The organism is Thauera sp. 27 (assembly GCF_000310125.2).
In the GTDB taxonomy this organism is placed as follows: domain Bacteria; phylum Pseudomonadota; class Gammaproteobacteria; order Burkholderiales; family Rhodocyclaceae; genus Thauera; species Thauera mechernichensis.
The window spans coordinates 21,228-38,523 of sequence record NZ_AMXB01000016.1; the positions used below are offsets into that span (position 1 = coordinate 21,228).

The 17,296-nt window shown below is 64.9% G+C and carries 20 protein-coding genes; 10 read left to right on the forward strand and 10 right to left on the reverse strand.

Annotated elements, in window-relative coordinates; all coding sequences use genetic code 11:
* Position 1: 1 nt before the first annotated feature.
* Genes mobB through moaE form a run of 4 tightly spaced genes read left to right on the forward strand, consistent with a single transcriptional unit; the run spans position 2 to position 2,525 of the window.
* A complete protein-coding gene (gene mobB, locus B447_RS10395) occupies positions 2-517 on the forward strand; it encodes a molybdopterin-guanine dinucleotide biosynthesis protein B (protein WP_002939516.1) in 516 nt (171 codons plus the stop codon).
* Complete coding sequence (locus tag B447_RS10400) at positions 514-1,719, forward strand: molybdopterin molybdotransferase MoeA (protein WP_002939518.1); 1,206 nt, start codon at positions 514-516, stop codon at positions 1,717-1,719. The genes mobB and B447_RS10400 overlap by 4 nt, the downstream gene beginning before the upstream one ends.
* A gap of 24 nt (positions 1,720-1,743) precedes the next feature.
* A complete protein-coding gene (gene moaD / locus B447_RS10405; protein ID WP_002929772.1) occupies positions 1,744-2,004 on the forward strand; it encodes a molybdopterin converting factor subunit 1 in 261 nt (86 codons plus the stop codon).
* A gap of 2 nt (positions 2,005-2,006) precedes the next feature.
* Positions 2,007-2,525 (forward strand): molybdopterin synthase catalytic subunit MoaE, encoded by a 519-nt coding sequence (moaE, locus tag B447_RS10410; protein ID WP_002939523.1) that lies wholly within the window; start codon positions 2,007-2,009, stop codon positions 2,523-2,525.
* 78 nt (positions 2,526-2,603) lie between these two features.
* Here moaE and B447_RS10415 read toward each other — a convergent pair whose 3' ends face one another.
* Positions 2,604-3,110, reverse strand: a complete 507-nt coding sequence (locus tag B447_RS10415; RefSeq protein WP_002929777.1) for a phasin family protein — start codon at positions 3,108-3,110, stop codon at positions 2,604-2,606.
* A 299-nt stretch (positions 3,111-3,409) separates the two neighbouring features.
* On the opposite strand from B447_RS10415, the gene B447_RS10420 reads away from it, so the two are divergent.
* A complete protein-coding gene (locus B447_RS10420) occupies positions 3,410-3,760 on the forward strand; it encodes a DUF2249 domain-containing protein (RefSeq protein ID WP_002929783.1) in 351 nt (116 codons plus the stop codon).
* Here the strand turns inward: B447_RS10420 and B447_RS10425 are convergent.
* Together B447_RS10425 and gorA are read right to left on the reverse strand one after the other, a co-directional pair.
* Positions 3,757-3,966 (reverse strand): hypothetical protein, encoded by a 210-nt coding sequence (locus tag B447_RS10425; RefSeq protein ID WP_002929785.1) that lies wholly within the window; start codon positions 3,964-3,966, stop codon positions 3,757-3,759. The genes B447_RS10420 and B447_RS10425 overlap by 4 nt on opposite strands.
* Positions 3,967-3,980: 14 nt before the next feature.
* Positions 3,981-5,321, reverse strand: a complete 1,341-nt coding sequence (gorA, locus tag B447_RS10430; protein ID WP_002939526.1) for a glutathione-disulfide reductase — start codon at positions 5,319-5,321, stop codon at positions 3,981-3,983.
* 233 nt (positions 5,322-5,554) lie between these two features.
* On the opposite strand from gorA, the gene B447_RS10435 reads away from it, so the two are divergent.
* Positions 5,555-7,366 carry an SLC13 family permease gene (locus B447_RS10435; RefSeq protein ID WP_002939528.1) on the forward strand — a complete coding sequence of 604 codons (1,812 nt, stop codon included), beginning with the start codon at positions 5,555-5,557 and terminating at the stop codon, positions 7,364-7,366.
* 25 nt (positions 7,367-7,391) lie between these two features.
* Here the strand turns inward: B447_RS10435 and B447_RS10440 are convergent, their stop codons facing one another.
* From B447_RS10440 to ppk2, 3 genes are all read right to left on the reverse strand, one after another.
* On the reverse strand, positions 7,392-7,961 hold the full coding sequence (locus B447_RS10440; RefSeq protein WP_002939529.1) for a glutathione peroxidase: 570 nt from the start codon (positions 7,959-7,961) through the stop codon (positions 7,392-7,394).
* Between the two features lie 91 nt (positions 7,962-8,052).
* Positions 8,053-9,558, reverse strand: a complete 1,506-nt coding sequence (locus B447_RS10445; RefSeq protein WP_002939530.1) for a methyl-accepting chemotaxis protein — start codon at positions 9,556-9,558, stop codon at positions 8,053-8,055.
* A gap of 350 nt (positions 9,559-9,908) precedes the next feature.
* Positions 9,909-11,096, reverse strand: a complete 1,188-nt coding sequence (ppk2, locus tag B447_RS10450) for a polyphosphate kinase 2 (RefSeq protein WP_002939531.1) — start codon at positions 11,094-11,096, stop codon at positions 9,909-9,911.
* 322 nt (positions 11,097-11,418) lie between these two features.
* Between ppk2 and B447_RS10455 the strand changes: the two genes are divergently transcribed.
* Positions 11,419-12,204 (forward strand): alpha/beta hydrolase, encoded by a 786-nt coding sequence (locus B447_RS10455; protein ID WP_002939532.1) that lies wholly within the window; start codon positions 11,419-11,421, stop codon positions 12,202-12,204.
* Positions 12,205-12,226: 22 nt separating this feature from the next.
* Here the strand turns inward: B447_RS10455 and B447_RS10460 are convergent, their stop codons facing one another.
* Positions 12,227-13,087, reverse strand: coding sequence for an HDOD domain-containing protein (locus B447_RS10460; RefSeq protein WP_002929803.1), 861 nt, complete (start codon positions 13,085-13,087; stop codon positions 12,227-12,229).
* A gap of 162 nt (positions 13,088-13,249) precedes the next feature.
* Entirely contained in the window at positions 13,250-13,867 is a 618-nt protein-coding gene (gene xpt / locus B447_RS10465; RefSeq protein WP_002929804.1) for a xanthine phosphoribosyltransferase, read from the reverse strand.
* A 142-nt stretch (positions 13,868-14,009) separates the two neighbouring features.
* On the opposite strand from xpt, the gene tadA reads away from it, so the two are divergent.
* From tadA to B447_RS10480, 3 genes are read left to right on the forward strand one after another with little or no spacing between them, the layout of a single operon-like run.
* Positions 14,010-14,474 carry a tRNA adenosine(34) deaminase TadA gene (tadA, locus tag B447_RS10470; protein WP_198291777.1) on the forward strand — a complete coding sequence of 155 codons (465 nt, stop codon included), beginning with the start codon at positions 14,010-14,012 and terminating at the stop codon, positions 14,472-14,474.
* Complete coding sequence (locus B447_RS10475) at positions 14,475-14,954, forward strand: L,D-transpeptidase (protein WP_002939533.1); 480 nt, start codon at positions 14,475-14,477, stop codon at positions 14,952-14,954.
* Entirely contained in the window at positions 14,951-15,403 is a 453-nt protein-coding gene (locus B447_RS10480; protein ID WP_002939534.1) for a GNAT family N-acetyltransferase, read from the forward strand. Before B447_RS10475 ends, B447_RS10480 begins: the two co-directional genes overlap by 4 nt.
* A gap of 6 nt (positions 15,404-15,409) precedes the next feature.
* Here the strand turns inward: B447_RS10480 and B447_RS10485 are convergent, their stop codons facing one another.
* Together B447_RS10485 and ygfZ are read right to left on the reverse strand one after the other, a co-directional pair.
* Positions 15,410-16,216 carry an NRDE family protein gene (locus B447_RS10485; RefSeq protein ID WP_002939539.1) on the reverse strand — a complete coding sequence of 269 codons (807 nt, stop codon included), beginning with the start codon at positions 16,214-16,216 and terminating at the stop codon, positions 15,410-15,412.
* A 19-nt stretch (positions 16,217-16,235) separates the two neighbouring features.
* Positions 16,236-17,291, reverse strand: coding sequence for a CAF17-like 4Fe-4S cluster assembly/insertion protein YgfZ (ygfZ, locus tag B447_RS10490; protein ID WP_002939546.1), 1,056 nt, complete (start codon positions 17,289-17,291; stop codon positions 16,236-16,238).
* Positions 17,292-17,296 lie beyond the last annotated feature (5 nt).

A 17,296-nucleotide genomic window follows, 5' to 3' on the forward strand; every position in this document is an offset into this window, starting at 1 on the left:
GATGCCTGCGGGCAATGCTCCGATGAAAGTCTTCGGTTTTGGCGGTTGGTCGGGCTCAGGCAAGACGACGCTGGTGGAGAAGCTGATCCCCGAGTTCACCGCGCGTGGTCTGCGCGTGTCGGTCATCAAGCATGCACACCATGGTTTCGATCTGGACAAGCCGGGTAAGGACTCCTGGCGCCACCGCGAGGCCGGCGCCACACAGGTGCTGATGCTGTCCAACGACCGCTGGGTGCTGATGCATGAGCTGCGCGGCGCGCCTGAGCCCAGCCTGGAAGAGCAGCTGCGCTTGCTCGAGCCCTGCGATCTGGTGCTGATCGAAGGCTACAAGGCAGCGGCCGTGCCCAAGATCGAGATCCATCGGCCCGCCTTGGGCAAGCCGCCGCTGTGGCCGGATAATCTCCATGTGGTGGCGGTGGCGAGCGACCTTGCCATCGATTGCCCGCTGCCTCTGCTTCCGCTCAATGAACCGGCGCGGGTCGCCAGTTTCATTCTCGACCATCTGAAGATTCAATGAACGGCACCATGCTCTCTTTTGACGAAGCCTACGAAAAGCTGCTCGGGTTCGCGCGTCCGGTACGCGAGATCGAGCAGGTGGACACGATGTTCGCCGCCGGACGGGTGCTCGCGGTCGCCCAGTTCTCAACGATCGACCAGCCGCCGATGGACAACTCGGGGATGGATGGCTACGCGCTGCGTGCCGCCGACGTTCCCGTTGCCGGTACGCGCCTGCCGGTCAGTCAGCGCATTCCGGCGGGCAGTGTCGGCCACGAGCTTGCGCCGGGCACCGCGGCGCGCATATTCACTGGCGCCCCCTTGCCGCAAGGCGCAGATGCCGTGGTGATGCAGGAGTTGTGCGAGCACGATGGCGCCGAAGTCATCATCAACACCGTGCCACGTTCCGGCGAGGCGGTACGAAGGATGGGCGAGGACATCGCGCGCGGTGAACTGATCCTGCCCGCAGGCGAGAGGCTTACGCCGCAGGCCGTCGCGCTGGCGGCGTCGGTGGGCCTGGCTCAGCTGCCCGTGCTGAGGCGGGTGAAGGTGGCGATGTTCTCCACCGGCTCCGAGTTGGTGATGCCGGGCGAGCCTCTGCCGCCCGGGGGTATCTACAACTCCAATCGCTACATGCTGCGCAGCCTGCTTGTCGGCCTGGGGTGCGAGGTGGAGGATTTCGGCATCGTCCCCGACCGTCTCGATGCTACCCGCGAAGTCCTTCGCCGCGCCGCGCAGGGCCATGATCTCATCCTTACCAGCGGCGGGGTGTCGGTCGGCGAGGAGGACCATGTCAAGCCTGCGGTCGAGGCCGAGGGTAGTCTGGATATGTGGAAGATCGCGATGAAGCCGGGCAAGCCCTTGGCGTATGGCCATGTGGCAGGGGCTGCATTCATCGGCCTGCCAGGCAATCCGGTGTCGAGCTTCGTCACCTTCCTGATGATGGTGCGTCCCTTCCTGCTGGCCACGCAGGGCGTGCGCGAGGTGGCGCCGGCGGCGCTGGCCTTGCGTGCCGATTTCGATTGGCCGCGGCCCGATCGCCGACGCGAGTTCCTGCGTGCGCGCATGAATTCGCAGGGTGGGGTGGAGCTGTTCGACAACCAGGGTTCGGCGGCGCTCAACTCGACGGTATGGGCAAACGGGCTGGTGGATATTCCTGCGGCCACATCCGTCAGGCGCGGCGAGAGCGTCCGCTTTCTGCCCTACGGCGATCTGCTGCACTGAATGAGTACATTGACGGGACAGGACATGACGAGCAAGGTGAAGGTTCTTTATTTCGCCAGCCTGCGCGAAGCGGTTGGGACGCCTGGCGAGGAGTTGGCGTTGCCGGCCAATGTGGGTACCGTCGGTGCGCTGCGGGAGCATCTCGCTGCACGGGGCGACGCGTGGGGGGCGATGGCGGCAGGCCGTAACGTGCGCAGTGCGGTTAACCAGCGCATGGTTGGTGCCGACGCGCCGGTGGCGGCGGGGGACGAGGTCGCTTTCTTTCCGCCTGTGACCGGGGGCTGAGCATGGGGCGCTACAAAGTCTGCGTTCAGGAAGACGACTTCGACGTCGGCGCGGAGATTGCCGCGCTCAGTCAGGAGCGTGCCGATGTGGGGGCGGTCGCCAGCTTCGTCGGCCTGGTCCGTGACGTCAACGACGGTAGCGGCGTATCGGCGATGACGCTCGAGCACTATCCCGGGATGACCGAGCGTGCCCTCGAAGAGATCGTGATCGAGGCGCGTGCACGCTGGTCGGTACTGGATGCGTGCGTCATCCATCGCCATGGTCGACTCATGCCTGCGGAGCGCATCGTATTCGTCGGCGTAGCCAGCGCACATCGCGGCGATGCATTCGCCGCCTGCGAATTCATCATGGACTACCTGAAGACACGAGCTCCGTTCTGGAAACGTGAAGAGACCCCGGATGGCGGGCGCTGGGTGGATGCGCGCGAGGCGGACGATTCGGCGGCTGCGCGCTGGAGTGCCACGCCGGCCGACGATGTCTCGATAGACGACAGCTGGGACGAGATCGAGCAGCGTCGTTGAGCGTGCTGCAGCCCCGCAAGGCATAACGGCGCCCGAGGGCGCCGTTATGCCTGCCTGCGCGGGACTCCGGCGGGCAGCTTACTTGCGGCCCTTGCCGCCCTGCTGGGTGAAAGCCTGGAAGGCCTCCGTCGAGGCACGGGTCATCTGCTCGAAGGCCGCGCGCGTGGTGTCCATCGCCGTCTGCATGGCACCGAGGGCGTTCTGGTCGGCGATCGGCATGCCCTTGAACATCTTCTGCATGGCGTCGAACATGTCGGTGCTGCCGGTGCTCAACTGCTCACCGACGAGCTTGCCGAACTCGGCCTGAGTGCGTGCCGTGATCTCGGCGATTTCGCGCGCACATGCGAGCATCTGCTCGGTGGTGCTCTGCGCGTAGTGGGCGCGCAGCTCCATCATGCCCTTGGGGTCCTTGGTGCTCGACAGTGCCTTGGCATTCTCGACGCCTTCCTCGAACAGGCGCTTGGCTGCGCCGACCTGGATTTCCATGATGCGCTGGGAGTTCTCGATCGACATCTGCGCCAGACGCATGGCCGCTTCGAGATTCTTCTTCTGAAGTTCGTTGAACTGATCCTGTTTGGTAGCCATAAGCACTCTCCACTCCCGCCATGCGGCGCTGATTTATATGTCGTGAGGCGTCCCTCGGCACGATTGCAGATCGATATCCCTGTTCGGGTATGCAAGCTCGTGCTCCCTCGCCTCAGCCGCACAATAGCACAGCGCGGGTGTGCGTTAGCGGGCAATCGCCTGTTGCTGAGCCCGAATCAGGCAGTGCGCCGTGCATGCCGGGGTGTGTTTCTTGTTCTTCCTCAAGGCGACGGCCTTTGCGGCCAAATACGATTTCCAGGCTGCGAATCCGGCCGCAGGACAAGTCCGGTATCCCAACGATGGAAGACACCACGATGTTCCAGAACGACGTTCACCCCTTCGACGCGCGCGGCGTCGCCAAGCGCTTCCGCCATGCTGCCATCTTCGGTGCCCTCGAATCGCTCGAAGACGGCGAGGTGATGCGGTTTGTCAATGACCACGACCCGCTGCCGCTGCTTGGCCAGATCCAGCAGCGCTACGGCAACCAGGTGGGTATCACCTATGTCGCGCGTGACCCGGGCAATATCGTCATCGACTTCAAGATCCAGCTTGGTGCGCCGGCCAGCGCGGGTGCGCCTGCCGCTGCGGCGGCAGCCACAGGCGGCGGATGCGGCGGCGGCGGCGGACACGGCTGCTGCTCCGGCCACTAAGGCTTGCCGTACTTGCGATAGACGGCGCGTGCGTCGGCGGCCGCGCGCTCCGGCGTACAGATCGACGGATCGTCGTCGTGACCGCTGAAGAAGTCGTCCGCCTGGGCGGCCATCACCAGTTTGATGGCCGCCTTTTCGCTTTGCTCGTAGCGTTCGTAGAGCAGGGTAGCCACTTCGTCCAGGTGCTGTTCGTAGGTCATGGGCATGGGGAGGCTCCGTTTCAGCGCAGGGTCACGAACTCTTCGGCGCTGGTAGGGTGGATGGCAATGGTGTCGTCGAAATCACGCTTGCGGGCGCCCATCTTCACCGCCACGGCAAAACCCTGCAGCATTTCGTCGGCACCCTCGCCGATGACGTGGGCACCGACGATGCGCTCGTCTGCGCCGGCGCAGATCAACTTCATCGATGTTCTTGGTCTGTGCTCGGTCAGGGCGTGGTACATCCCGGTGAAGCGGGTGCCATAGACCTTTACCTGCTCATGGCATGCGCGCGCCTCCTCTTCGGTCAGGCCTACCGTGCCAATCGGGGGGTGGCTGAAGACGACGGTGGGTATGGTGTCGTAGTCGAGTTTACTGTCCTTCTGGCCGAGGAACAGGCGGGCGGCGAGTCTTCTCCCTGCCGCGATTGCGACCGGGGTGAGTTCCGCGCGACCGGTGATGTCGCCGATGGCGTAGATGCCGTCGACGTCCGTATTCTGGAACGCGTCGGTCGTGACCATGCCGCGTGCGTCTGCACTCAGGCCTGCCGCTTCGAGTCGAAGGCGGTCGGTATTCGCCCGGCGGCCGGTCGCCCACACCAGGGCGTCGACTTCGAGCACGCCGCCGCTATCGCAAGCAACGCGCAGGCTGCCGTCCGTCTGCCGTGTCACTGCCTCCACGCGAGTGCCGAAGCGCAGGTCTACGCCGTCTTCGCGCATCTGGGCGCCGAGTTCGTCGCGCAGCATGGCGTCGAAGGGGCGCAACAGATGCGGTCCGCGCACCAGCATGTGTACAGCGCTGCCAAGGGCGTTGAGGACGCCAGCCAACTCCACCGCGATGTAACCCGCACCGACCACCGCCACCCGACGCGGCTGGGTCTCGAGTGCAAAGAAACCGTCTGAGTCGATGCCGAACGCTGCGCCGGGAGTATCGGGGACCTCGGGTCGGCCGCCCGTGGCGATCACGATGTGAGGCGCGCTGAAGCGTTCTCCGTCGACCTCGATGGTGTGTGCATCGACAAATCGTGCAAAACCCCTAACGACATCCACGCCTGCCTTGTCGAGCATGCTGGCGTAGATACCGTTGAGGCGCAGCACATAGGCATCGCGCCGGGCCTTGAGCGTTGGCCAGTCAAAGTGGGTGGAGCCGACCGTGAAGCCATAGCCGGGTGCGTCGCGCATCGCCTGGGCGAGGTTTGCGGCGTACCACATGACCTTCTTCGGCACGCAGCCGACATTCACGCAGGTGCCGCCGAGACGCGCGGCCTCCACGACGAGGGCGCGGGCACCGTATTCCGCCGCGCGGCGGGCGCTGGCAACACCTCCGCTGCCGCCACCGATGGCGATGAAGTCATAGTTGCGCATGTGCGGGCTCCATTGTGTGCTGGGGCGGCGGTCATCGCCGCCGGGTAAGGAATGGGCGACATTTTCGCTGCTTGGCCCGCGTTTGTGGACTTGCCGGACGCGATATCGCTGCTTTGCCCAAGCTCGGGATGTAGATCTGTCTGGAGATATAAAAAGATAACTTTATATTCTTTTGAGATCTTTGACCGATCCGGTAAGGTGCGAGTCTTCATTTTGCACTGCACCACTCCGCCATGCTCATTCCTGACAGCGCGCATGCACTGATCGTCGGCATCGTCCTGATCGGGCTGTTCATCACTTTCGTGCGCGAATGGGTCAAGGCCGACGTTGCAGTGATCTGCGCCGTTGCCCTGCTTCTTGCGCTGGGACTGCTCACGCCTGCGAAGGTATTGAGCGTGTTCAGCAACAGCGCACCCATCACCATCATCTGCCTGTTCATCATCAGCGGGGCGCTCGGTCGTACGGGCTGTGTTGACAGGCTCGGGGAGTGGATCGGCAACGTGGCGGGACATAGCGAGCGCCGCCTGCTGCTCGCGATGCTGCTCGTCGGTGTAGCCGTGTCGCCCTTCATCAACAACACACCGGTTGTCATGGTCATGATTCCGGCAGTGATTGCGATGGCTGGGCGATTCTCGATTGCCCCCTCGCGTCTGCTCATTCCTCTGTCCTACGCAACGATCCTGGGCGGCCTTATCACCATGGTGGGGACCTCGACCAACATTCTGGTCGATGGTGTCGCTCGTGACATGGGGTTGGCGCCGTTTACGATGTTCGAGATCAGTGCGCCGGCGATAGTCATGGCACTGATCGGCTGCACGTTCATGCTGTTCTTTGCGCAGCGCTTCCTGCCGGCACGCGAGACACTCACCCAGCAGTTCTCGGGCAGCAGCGACCGTTTGTTCATGACCGAGCTTTTCGTACCCGAGAACTCGCGTCTGGCAGGTCGTACGCTGAAGGAAGCGCGTCTGTCGAATGGCGTGATCAAGGTTCTCAAGCTCTTCCGCGGCGAGGATGAGTGGTCTGCGCCGGCTCCCGATACACGTCTCGAGGTTGGCGACCGGCTGGTCGTGCATACCCGCAGCAGCGCAATGGTCGATCTGCGCAGCACCGATCTCGTCGGTTTGCGCGCGCAGACGCCGCCTGCGGCCGACCCTCAGGACCTGGAGACCCTGCGCAGACGCGATGTCGTGATCGTTGAGGCTCTGGTAGGACAGACCTCGCGTTACGTGCAACGTCCGATCCGCGACCTCGATCTGGCCGCTCGCTACGGCATCCATCTGATCGCCGTACATCGGCGCAATGCCTCCATCCCGGACGTGGGGGACGACTTCCAGCTCCAGTTCGGTGACGTGCTGCTGGTCGAGGGCACACCGACCCAGATCAAGCGCTTCTGCGATAACGGCGATCTGTTTGCCATCACCGATGGCAAGGTGTCGGCGACCCGAAGCACCAAGGCGCCGATCGCACTCGCGACCATTGCGGGGGTGATGCTGCTTGCCGCATTCAACGTGATGCCGATCGAGGGCCTGGCGATCATCGGGGCGGCGGTCGTGCTGATCACTGGCTGCATTCGTCCCGACGAGGCCTACAAGTCCGTCGAATGGCCCATCATCGTGCTCATTTTCGGCATGCTCGCAATCAGCATCGCGATGCGGGATTCGGGTCTGGCAGCGATGCTGGCGGGTAGCCTGGTGACGGTGGGAGAGGGCTTGTCGCCGTGGATGATGCTTGCGCTGGTGATCCTGATCACTTCGATCGCCACCGAGTTCATCAGCAACAATGCGGTGGCGGTCCTGTTCACGCCGGTCGTCATCGGCGTCGCCCAGCATCTGGGCGTTGATCCGCGCCCCTTCGTGGTCGGGGTGATGTTTGCCGCGAGTGCAAGCTTTGCCACGCCTATCGGCTACCAGACCAACACGCTCGTCTATAGCGCGGGCAACTATCGCTTCTCGGACTTCGCCCGCCTCGGCATCCCGATGAACCTCATCGTGTGGCTGACGGCAAGCCTGTTGATCCCGCTGTTCTGGCCACTGAACCCGCTCTGAACGGCAATTGCCGAGTACGTCGCGCTCAGAGGACGCGCTCGATCGCTTTCAGCACCTCGGGGGCGTCAGGTTTCACGCGGCTTGGAAAGGCAGCAACGACTCGACCGTTGCGGTCGATGACGTACTTGTGAAAGTTCCAAGTCGGTGCAGAGGACTGGCGGGCGATCTCGCGAAACAGCGGGTGGGCCGCCTCGCCCGTCACCGTGATCGGCGCATACATGTCGAATGTGACGCCGAAGTTCTGGAAGCACACTTCGGCCGTCTTGGCTTCGTCGTCTGCCTCCTGGCGAAAGTCGTCCGAAGGGAAGCCGGCAACTTTCAGGCCACGGTCCTTGTATGTCTGGTGCACCACCTCGAGTTCGCGGAACTGACGGGTGAAGCCGCAGTGGCTCGCGGTGTTCACCACCAGGACCGGCTGGCCTGCGTAACGCTCGGCCAGCCGCACCAGCTCGTCGGCGTGCAGACGCCTCAGTTCGTAACCGCTTCCCTGGCCAAAGATGGGCGCTACCGCAGGCGACTCGTCGGCGAGCGCTGGCGCGCACAGGATCGTCAAGGCAAACGGCAGCAAGCGCCGGCGAAAGGTGTCAAGCGGCATGGCATGGCCTCCGGTCGAATGAGCGAGTACGCGTGTTCGCGAGCGCTCGGTGTGGACCATAGACCGCGGTCGTCGCAGCCAGTTCGTCCGCTCAACGGATGCGAAAGCCGCCTACTGCTTGAGAAAGTTCGCGCGCGGCGCGGTCGAGGGAACCCACTTCGAGCGCCACCTTGCTGGCCGAGGCCTCGGTCTCGTCCGCAAGGTTGGCGACCGATACGACTGCGCCGGCAATACTGCGCGCGGCGGCACTGTGCTCGCCAAGATTGTTTGCGATCGACTCGAAGACCTGCTCGACGCGGCCCGCCTCCTCGGTGATGCGCGCGATCGAAGCGCCTGCCTCCGCGGCCAGAGCCGTACCTGTGCCTACTCGCTCCACTGCCGACTCGATGTTCGCCAGCGCCTGACCCTTGCTGGTCTGGATGTCATTGATCATCGCTACCACTTCTTCGGTCGCCGACGCCGTCCGTTCGGCCAGCTTGCGAACCTCGTCGGCAACCACGGCGAATCCGCGCCCCTGTTCACCAGCCCGTGCGGCCTCGATCGCGGCATTGAGCGCGAGCAAGTTGGTCTGGCCTGCGATGTCCTTGATCAGGCTGACGACTGCAGCGACGCGGTCCGACTGCTTGCCCAGTTCCTCGACACTATCGGCCGAACTTTGAATTGTGCTGGCAATGCTGGCGATCTCGTCAATCGCAGCCTTGACGATACCGGCACCTTTGCGGGCGGATGTACCCGAGTCTTTCGCAAGAGTACGCGCCTGTTCGGCATCGTCGGCGAGCGCGGCGAGGCCTGCTGTCAGGGTGTCCACCGAGGCCGAAATATCATTGGTTGCAGCACGTTGCTGTCGCATGCGCTGGGCGGCAACGTCGGAGTGGTGGTCCAGTGCTTGCGCGCTGCTTGCAACCGACCGTGCTTCCTGGTCGAAACGCTCGAGCATGCCGGCGAGCTTGGTGCGCATGTCCAGCACTGAGCGCAGCAGCTCCGAGTCTTCGCCGCGACTGGTGATACCGCCGCGCAGATCCCCCTCGCCAATGCGGGCGGCGAGTTGTCCGACACGTGCCGATACCACCGCTTCGCGCTCGAGGCGGATCGCCATGTAGATCAGCATGCCCGCCTGCACGACCACATAGGCCGCATGAGCGAGCACGCGCGTGATCGAGGGGCCGGCATCGAACACGTAGAAGCCCCAGTTGAGCGCCTGCAGGTAGTTGAAGGCCACGTGGTGGACGGCAATGAGTGCAGCGGCAAGCAGGATCGGCCGCCAGTCGCGGTAATAAAGCAGGAAGGCAAGCAGCACGAATATGCTGAAGTGCGCCTCGATCACGCCGCCGAACTGCTGGATCGTGAGCGCGGAGAACACCATGAACGCCGCTGCAATCGCCGATCGTGCGAGCAGTGAGCCAGGCCCAGTGGCCACCAGCGCAGCGGGCGCCAGTACGGCGGGCAGCCCCACTGCAATTGCGAGCAACCAGGTGCCGGTATGCGCGGCTATGCCGAGGGTGATCAGCAGATGCGCGCCCAGGAAGGCGAGCATCAGGCGATCTGCCGATGCGCGGAAAGGGCGCAGGACGTCGTTCGATTCTGGGTGGTCGGACATGAACGCCTCCGGGTTCTGGCCGATGCCTGCCTCAGCGTACGAGGCAGGCATCGGCGGGCGGTGCGCTGAGGGCGTGCCAGCCCAGCACAGCACCGCTGTAGGCGATCCACAGAATGAACACGAGCCAGCCCAAGTGGCGACCAAGCCTACCGCCCCGCGGCACTTGCGCACTGCGGGGTTGTTGGGAGTGGTCGGGGGAAAGGCTCTTATCTGCAATCGACATGGCAACTATGGACGGCATGCAAGCCAGAAACTTTAGCCCCTGCAAGCGAACGGCCTCACACGAGTTGTCAGCAGCACGGAGAAAAACGATTCGAAAAACCTGCGTTCAACTCGGGGTTCGCGGCGACTTACAGCAACGGTATGGCGTCCTTCTCGCCACGCTCGTACACGACGTTCGCCCGGCCGACCAGCAGGGGGTCGAGCGGGCCGACACGGTCGATCTCCTTGTTGGAGTAGGGCAGCTTGTGCAGTACGTAACGCAAGGCGTTCAGGCGTGCACGCTTCTTGCAATCGGATTTCACCACCGTCCAGGGAGAGTCGGCGGTGTCGGTGTAGAAGAACATCGCCTCCTTGGCCTTCGTATAGTCGTCCCACTTGTCGAGCGATGCGAGGTCGATCGGCGACAGTTTCCATTGCTTGAGCGGGTGCGATTCGCGCTCGCGGAAACGGCGGCGCTGCTCGTCGCGGCTGACCGAGAACCAGAACTTGATCAGGTGGATGCCGCTGCGCACGAGGTTGCGCTCGAACTCGGGTACCTGGCGCATGAACTCGTTGTATTCGTCGTTGGAGCAGAAGCCCATCACTCGTTCGACGCCGGCGCGGTTGTACCAGGAGCGGTCAAAGAGAACGATTTCGCCGGTCGAGGGCAGGTGCTGGATGTAGCGCTGGAAGTACCACTGTCCGCGCTCGGTCTCGCTCGGCTTCTCGAGTGCCACGACGTGTGCACCACGCGGATTGAGGTGCTCCATGAAACGCTTGATGGTGCCCCCCTTGCCCGCGGCGTCGCGGCCTTCGAACAGGATCACTACGCGTTGGCCGGTCTCCTTGACCCAGGCCTGCAGCTTCAGGAGTTCGACCTGCAGTCTGTACTTCTGCTTTTCGTAGGCCTTGCGCGACATCAGGTTACGGTACGGGTAGCCACCCTGGCGCCAGTCCTCGGCAAGTTCGTCATCGGGGTTGGCTGTGCCGGTCACGATCGGGCTGTCGGCCCGCATCAAGGCCCGGCGCAGCATGTGGACGTCGTCCGGTGAGGCACCGGCGAGGATGGACTCCAGTGCCTTGAGCGCCCGCTTCGGGTCCTGGCGCGACTCGGTCTGAAGAATCTCGGTGACAGCGACGATCTTGGACTCTTCGGCGGCCCCGATGGCCTGTTCGACTTCGAAAGTCTCGATGTCGGCAGGGGTCAGGGAGGGCGCGGTATCGCCTTGCTGCGAGCGCCGCGCGGCCTTCCTTGCTCTCGGTTTGGCGGGAGCGGGCGAGGGCGCGCTCGAGTCGGCTGCGTTCGGGGCACGGTTGTTCTTTTCGATGTCTGTCATATTCAATGTCCTCGCTGTCAACTGTGGAAATTGTAGCGCTGATGGATGGCTTGCAGCGCGCGAAAAGTCGCAATGGCAGCATGGTTTTATCTCCCGGCTGTAGAATCCGCCTTTTCTCGAATAGAAGGGCGCGCCGACGCGCCTCGTTCTGCCTTCCATGCCCCTGACGCCCCACGCTCGCTCCCTTCTCGACATGGCTTACCGTGTCGGTGCCCCCCGCTTTCACGAACTTGGTGAAGCCCAGGCACGTCACTCTTTCGAAAAGCTGCAGTTTGCATTCCGGCCGGAATCACCCGCTGTGGCCTCTACGGTGGATGTACCCATGCCACGGCCCGACGGTAGTGCCTTGCTGGCGCGGCTTTACCGCCCGCTGTCGAGCCACGCTGACGAGCCTTTGGCGCTGCTTATCTACTTTCATGGGGGTGGTTGGTGCGTTGGCGATGTCGCAAGCTACGACGTGCTGTGCCGGGAGCTTGCCAATCTCGCGCGCTGTGCCGTGCTTTCCGTCGACTATCGCCTTGCGCCCGAGCACCCATTCCCGGCTGCGATCAGGGATGCGCGCCTGGCCTTCGAGTGGGCGGTGGAAAATGCTTCTCTGCTTGCCATCGATCCCGCTCGGATTGCCCTCGGCGGTGATAGCGCAGGGGGCAACCTGTCGATCGTGACCGCCCTCGCACTGCGCGATGAACCTGCAAGGCCGAGCTGCCTGGCGCTGGTCTATCCGAGTACCGAGATCGTCAGCACGCGGCCATCACGAGAGCGTTACGCCGAGGGCTTCTTCCTCGATCGCGGGACACTGCAGTGGTTCTTCGAGCGTTACCTTCCGGACGGCAATACGGAGGATTGGCGTGTGTCGCCCATGCGGGCCGAGCGGCTTGCCGGCTTGCCGCCAACGCTCCTTGTCGGGGCGGAGTTCGATCCTCTGGTGGACGATTGCGTCGCCTTTGCGGAGCGGATGAAGGCCGAGGGCTGCACGGTGGACTACGTCGAGATGCCCGGCGTCATCCATGGTTTCCTGACGCTGGGCAAGGTCTTCCCCGAGTCGGCGCAAACACTCGTACTGCTTGCTCGCCACCTGCAAACCTGCCTCGCGCTGCCGCCGGCCTGAAGCGGCGCACGGCCCGGATCAGTCAACCGCACACCGCTGCGAGCATTTCCTGGCGGGTGTCGCGTGCCGTGACAAGGAGGGCGTCGAAAGCCTCCTTGCCGGCCTCACCCAGGCTGGCATCGAGCAGTTCCGGCCGGCGTTGCACGCCAAGCAGGCTCTCGAAGGGGTTGGGCGTCTCGGCTGCCAGTGTGGCAAAGAAGACGATGTCGCCCATGGCTGCGGGAGGCCACTCGGTGTGCGCCACCGGATCGGCTTCGCAGGCGTCGACGATGAGCGCGGGCATCTCGAAGGCGTCGAGCACTGCGCTGCGTACCGGGTCATCCCAGAGCGAGACGATCTCGGCGAAGCGCTTCATGTCGCCTTCGATCGCCGGATAGCGGGCCGCTCGGGCGAGCAGGTAGAACTGACCGACGTTGATCATCAGCCCGGCGAGCAGGGCCGTATCCGGCGTGTGGCGTCCGAGGTGGCGCGAGAACGCGAATGCCCAAGATGCGACGTCGATCGAGTGCATCCACAGTCCGCTCGCCACCAGCCGCATCTGGCGTGAGCGGTGGTCTCGGGCCAGCTGTTCGGCGGCGACCGCGTAGGCAAGGCAGCGCAGCGCCGACAGACCGATGCGCCCGATGGCGTCGCCCACGCTGTTGATCTCGCCGCGATATGGGTTGAGCGCTACCGTATTGGCCATGCGCAGCACCTTTGCCGCAAGCACCGGTTCGGCCCGGACCACTTCGGCAATGTCGGACAAGGAGCTGTCGGGGTCGTCCGCCATCTTCTTGATGCGCAGCGACAGGTCGAACACGGTCGGGAAGCTCAGCACACCGTCGCGCAGTTCTTCCTCGATCTGTTGTGCGAAGGCTTCGGTCTGAGATTCGAATTCTTCCATGGCGGCTAGGCTTCCTGCGGGTGGCGTTGCGACGTGCCTGGATTCAAGAGTGCGGCACTGGGCGCACCGCGGCTGCAAGTCTAACGCCGCTTGGCTTCGGCGTCGCGTGCAGTTGCTGCTCAGCGCGGGAGTCGCATGCGCGCCGGTGTGCGTGCCGTGGCGTCATGGCTGGCTCAGAACCGCACGCCCGTTTTCCAGCGCCTCCACCTGGGCGAGCGTCGACACCGGCACGCCCTCCGCCTCGATTGCGCCGTGGCCCTGCTTGAACCGCTTTTCGACGATGAAGCTTGCGCACAAGACCTCGGCTCCCGCTTCGCGCGCCATCTCGATGAGCGCGACTGCGGTGCGTCCGTTGGACAGGAAGTCGTCGACGATGACGACGCGATCACCCGGCACGATGTAGCGCTGCGAGAGCACCAGCTTGGTTTCGCCGCCCTTGGTCGGCGACGGGATGATGCGCGCGATTGCGGGCGACTCGACCTGCGGGGCGTATTTCTTGGCATAGACCAGCGGTACCCCGAGGGCCTGAGCAACGACAAGGCCGGGGGCGATGCCGCTCGCTTCCGCAGTCAGGATGACGCTGGGCTCGAAGCGGCCGACACGGCGTGCCAGTTCCCGGCCCATCTCGGTGATGAAAGCAGGCTCGATGCGGTGGTTGAGGAAGTGGTCGATCTTCAGGATCTGGTCACCGATCACGGTCGCCTCGGCTTCGATGCGGCGGACCAGAGGCCCATAGGGGGCGGTGAGCGAAGGGGTGTTGAGCGCGGCGGCGTTATTCATACTGCGGATTCCGGTGGTGGGCACCCGGGGGCGAGTGCGGATGCGCCGCATTCTAGCGCAGCCCTCGTCCGGTAGAATCGCGTCTTTCAACCGCGACGGTGGGGCGCCTTGGCTCGTCCTGCAGCGCATTCGACACATGCCGATGAACGACGAAGACTACATGCGTGCGGCGCTCGAGGAAGCGCGCCGCGCGGGGGCCTGCGACGAGGTGCCGGTGGGGGCGGTGGTGGTACTCGACGGCCAGATTGTGGGCCGGGGCTTCAACCAGCCCATCGGCCGCCACGATCCGACCGCGCACGCCGAAGTGATGGCCTTGCGCGATGCCGCCGCGCGTCTGGGCAACTATCGCCTGCCGGGGTGCGAGCTCTATGTGACCCTGGAGCCGTGCGCCATGTGCAGCGGCGCGATCATGCACGCGCGCATCGCCCGCGTCGTGTTCGGGGCGCGGGATCCGAAGACGGGTGTCGCAGGCAGTGTGATGGATCTCTTTGCCGAGTCGCGGCTCAACCATCATGCGCGCGTCGAGGGCGGCGTGCTTGCCGACGAGTGCGGGCGCATGCTGTCGAGCTTTTTTGCCGCGCGGCGCGGCAAGACGCAGGTGGCTTGAGTGCGTATCGAGATCGATCTTGGCTCACAGACGCTCGCCCTTTTTGGGGCGGACGACGCCTGCATCCGGCGCTACAGCGTGTCGACGGCGGCCAGGGGGGCAGGGGAATTGAACGGCAGCCTGTGCACACCGCGCGGGCGCCATCGCATACGCGCCCGGATCGGAGCCGGTGCGCCGGAGGGCGCAGTGTTCCGCGGACGCCGGCCCACCGGGGAGCGCTGGAGCCGCGACTTCGCCGCGGCTCATCCCGGACGCGACTGGGTCCTGACGCGCATCCTTTGGCTGTGTGGCGAGGAGTCCGGGCGCAATCGCGGCGGTGATGTCGACTCGATGCGGCGTTTCATCTACATCCACGGCACTGGCGACGACCAGCCCATGGGGGTCCCGCGTTCGCATGGCTGCATCCGCATGCGCAACCGCGACCTGATCGAACTCTTCGAGCTGGTCGCCGCAGGCACGATTGTGGATATCCACGCATGAGCATGGCCGTCCTGCCCACCGTTTGCGTCCTCGAATGGGCACAGGTGCAAGCCCTGGTTACGCCGCTGCGCACGGCAGTGTTCGTCGAGGAGCAGGGCGTACCGGTCGAGATCGAGCGCGACGTCTTCGACGCGGTGAGCTGGCATGCGCTGGCGCGCTCCGGCGCCGGCGAAGTGATCGGTACCGGGCGTCTGCTGCCCGACGGCCACATCGGTCGCATGGCCGTGGCTTGCCGCTGGCGAGGCAAGGGTGTGGGCGGACTGGTGCTGGCGGCCTTGGTCCAGGAGGCGGTCCGGTTGAACATGGGCGAGGTGGTACTCAACGCGCAGGTGCATGCCGAGGCCTTTTATCTGCGCCATGGCTTCGTCGCCGAGGGCTGCGTGTTCGAGGAGGCCGGCATTCCCCATCGCGTGATGCGTCGACGCCTCGATCAAGGAAGTCGCAGCTGACGCTGTTCAGGTCGTCGGCTGGGTGGCGAAGCGGTGGGTGACGGCGCTGGCCTGTTCGCCATGCGCGTCCCAGGTCCATTCATCGAAGCGGATACGGCCATCGTCGTGCTGCACTACGACGCTCGTGCACCGTGTGCCATAGCCCGGCGCGCGAATGAAGGCGGGCGACAGCCAGCGCTCCCATTCGAGGCTGACGCCGGTGGCCGGCAGGTGCGGGTCGGCCGCCGGTCGAGGGTCGCGCATCAGGGCCAGCAGTCCCTGGCACAGGGCGTGCTCATCGAGCGCGTCCACGCGGCCTTCTGCCTGCCCCGCGCCGAGCAGCTCGGCAAGGCCGGCACGGGTCTTGAGCAGCTTGGGCCACGGGCTGTCGAGCAGGTGGTTCGACAGCCCATAGATGCCGGGCTCGAGTGCCCGAACGGTGCCGTTGGTGCTCTCGAGAACGGCCAGCGTGCTGCCGTCGCCGACGAGGAGATTGAAGCCGGCATAGCGCGAGCACTCGGCCCCCAAACCCTGCAGGACCCGCGTCGCAGGTAGCTCGGCCTCGAGCGCCTCGCGCACCAGCACACCACGCGAGGGCGCACCTTCCACGTGCCGGCTGGGGTCACGGTAGTTGGTGAGTGCGGCGAAGCGTCCGCTGCGGCTCAGCCCCATCCAGGTGCCACCGGCTTCGAGGTCACGGCCCGCGAGCAGGTCAGGCGCGTCGGCCCACCAATGGGCGGGGGAGGACGGCCGCGAGAGGTACTCGTCGCGGTTGGCGGCGACCACGAGCGGGTAGCGTGGATGAGCGCGCCACGCGAAAACGATCAGGCACATCGGATACGGCGGTGTGCGCTCAGCCCAGGGCGTAGGGCAAGGGCAGCAGTTCGAGCGTCGCCCCTTCGCCAGCGCCCAGGCGCAATTGCCCCGCCTCAGCGCTGCTGGACTGGATTACCGCCAACGCTTCGATGCCACCATCTGCGGTCGGCGCCACATTGACCACCTTGCCCGCGGACTGCTCGCCGAAGTCGGGGGCGTGGATGTCCATCCCCGCGACGACCTCGATGCCGGGGGCTGCGGCAACGCGGTACATCCGTTTCTTGAGCTTGCCGAGGTACTGCGTACGCGCGACGATCTCCTGACCAGGGTAGCAGCCCTTGTGGAAGCTCACGCCGCCGATCAACTCGTAGTTGAGCATCTGGGCGACGAATTCTTCCTGCGTCGGCGCGGTAACCAGCGGCAGGCCTGCGCGGATCATGCTGAGCTGCCAGGCCGCAGTGCCCGCCTTGACGGCACCGCCGGCGACGAGGGCGTCGAACACCCCGGCCGCATCGTCCGCAGCCACTGCCAGGAGGTAGCGCTCGGCGTCGATGCGCACGCAGCGCACGCCGTCGGCCGTGAGGGTCTGACGCATGTCGGCCGCCGGCATCTCGATGCCCGCCCCCAGCAATACCGCCGCCGCGTTCTTGCCGCACACGCCGATCAGGGCGAGTGTGTCGCTGGCGTTGGCAAGCTTGACCTTGCTGCGCAGTACGTACATCGACAGCTTCTTGAGGAAGGCGGGCAGGATGTCCGCCGACAGGACGAGGCCATGGCCTTCGTCTTCCGCCCACATCAGGAAACTCGCGATCATCCGGCCCTTGGGCGAGTTGAAGCTGTTCCAGGCGGCGCCGTCGGCAGGGAGCTTGTTGACGTCGTTCGAAACCAGGTTGTGCAGGAAGGCCGCCGAATCCGGCCCCACGGAGCGGATGATGCCCAGATGAAGCAGAGGCACCACGACGGTCGATTCGCTTGCGGCGCGGGCTTCGTCGGTCGCGTCGGCAAAGCGAACGGAGGGCAGCGGGGCGGCGGTAGTTTGGGTCTCGGCCAGGGTGGCACCCAGGCGGGAGAGGTGTTCGGTCCAGACGGTCATGGGGC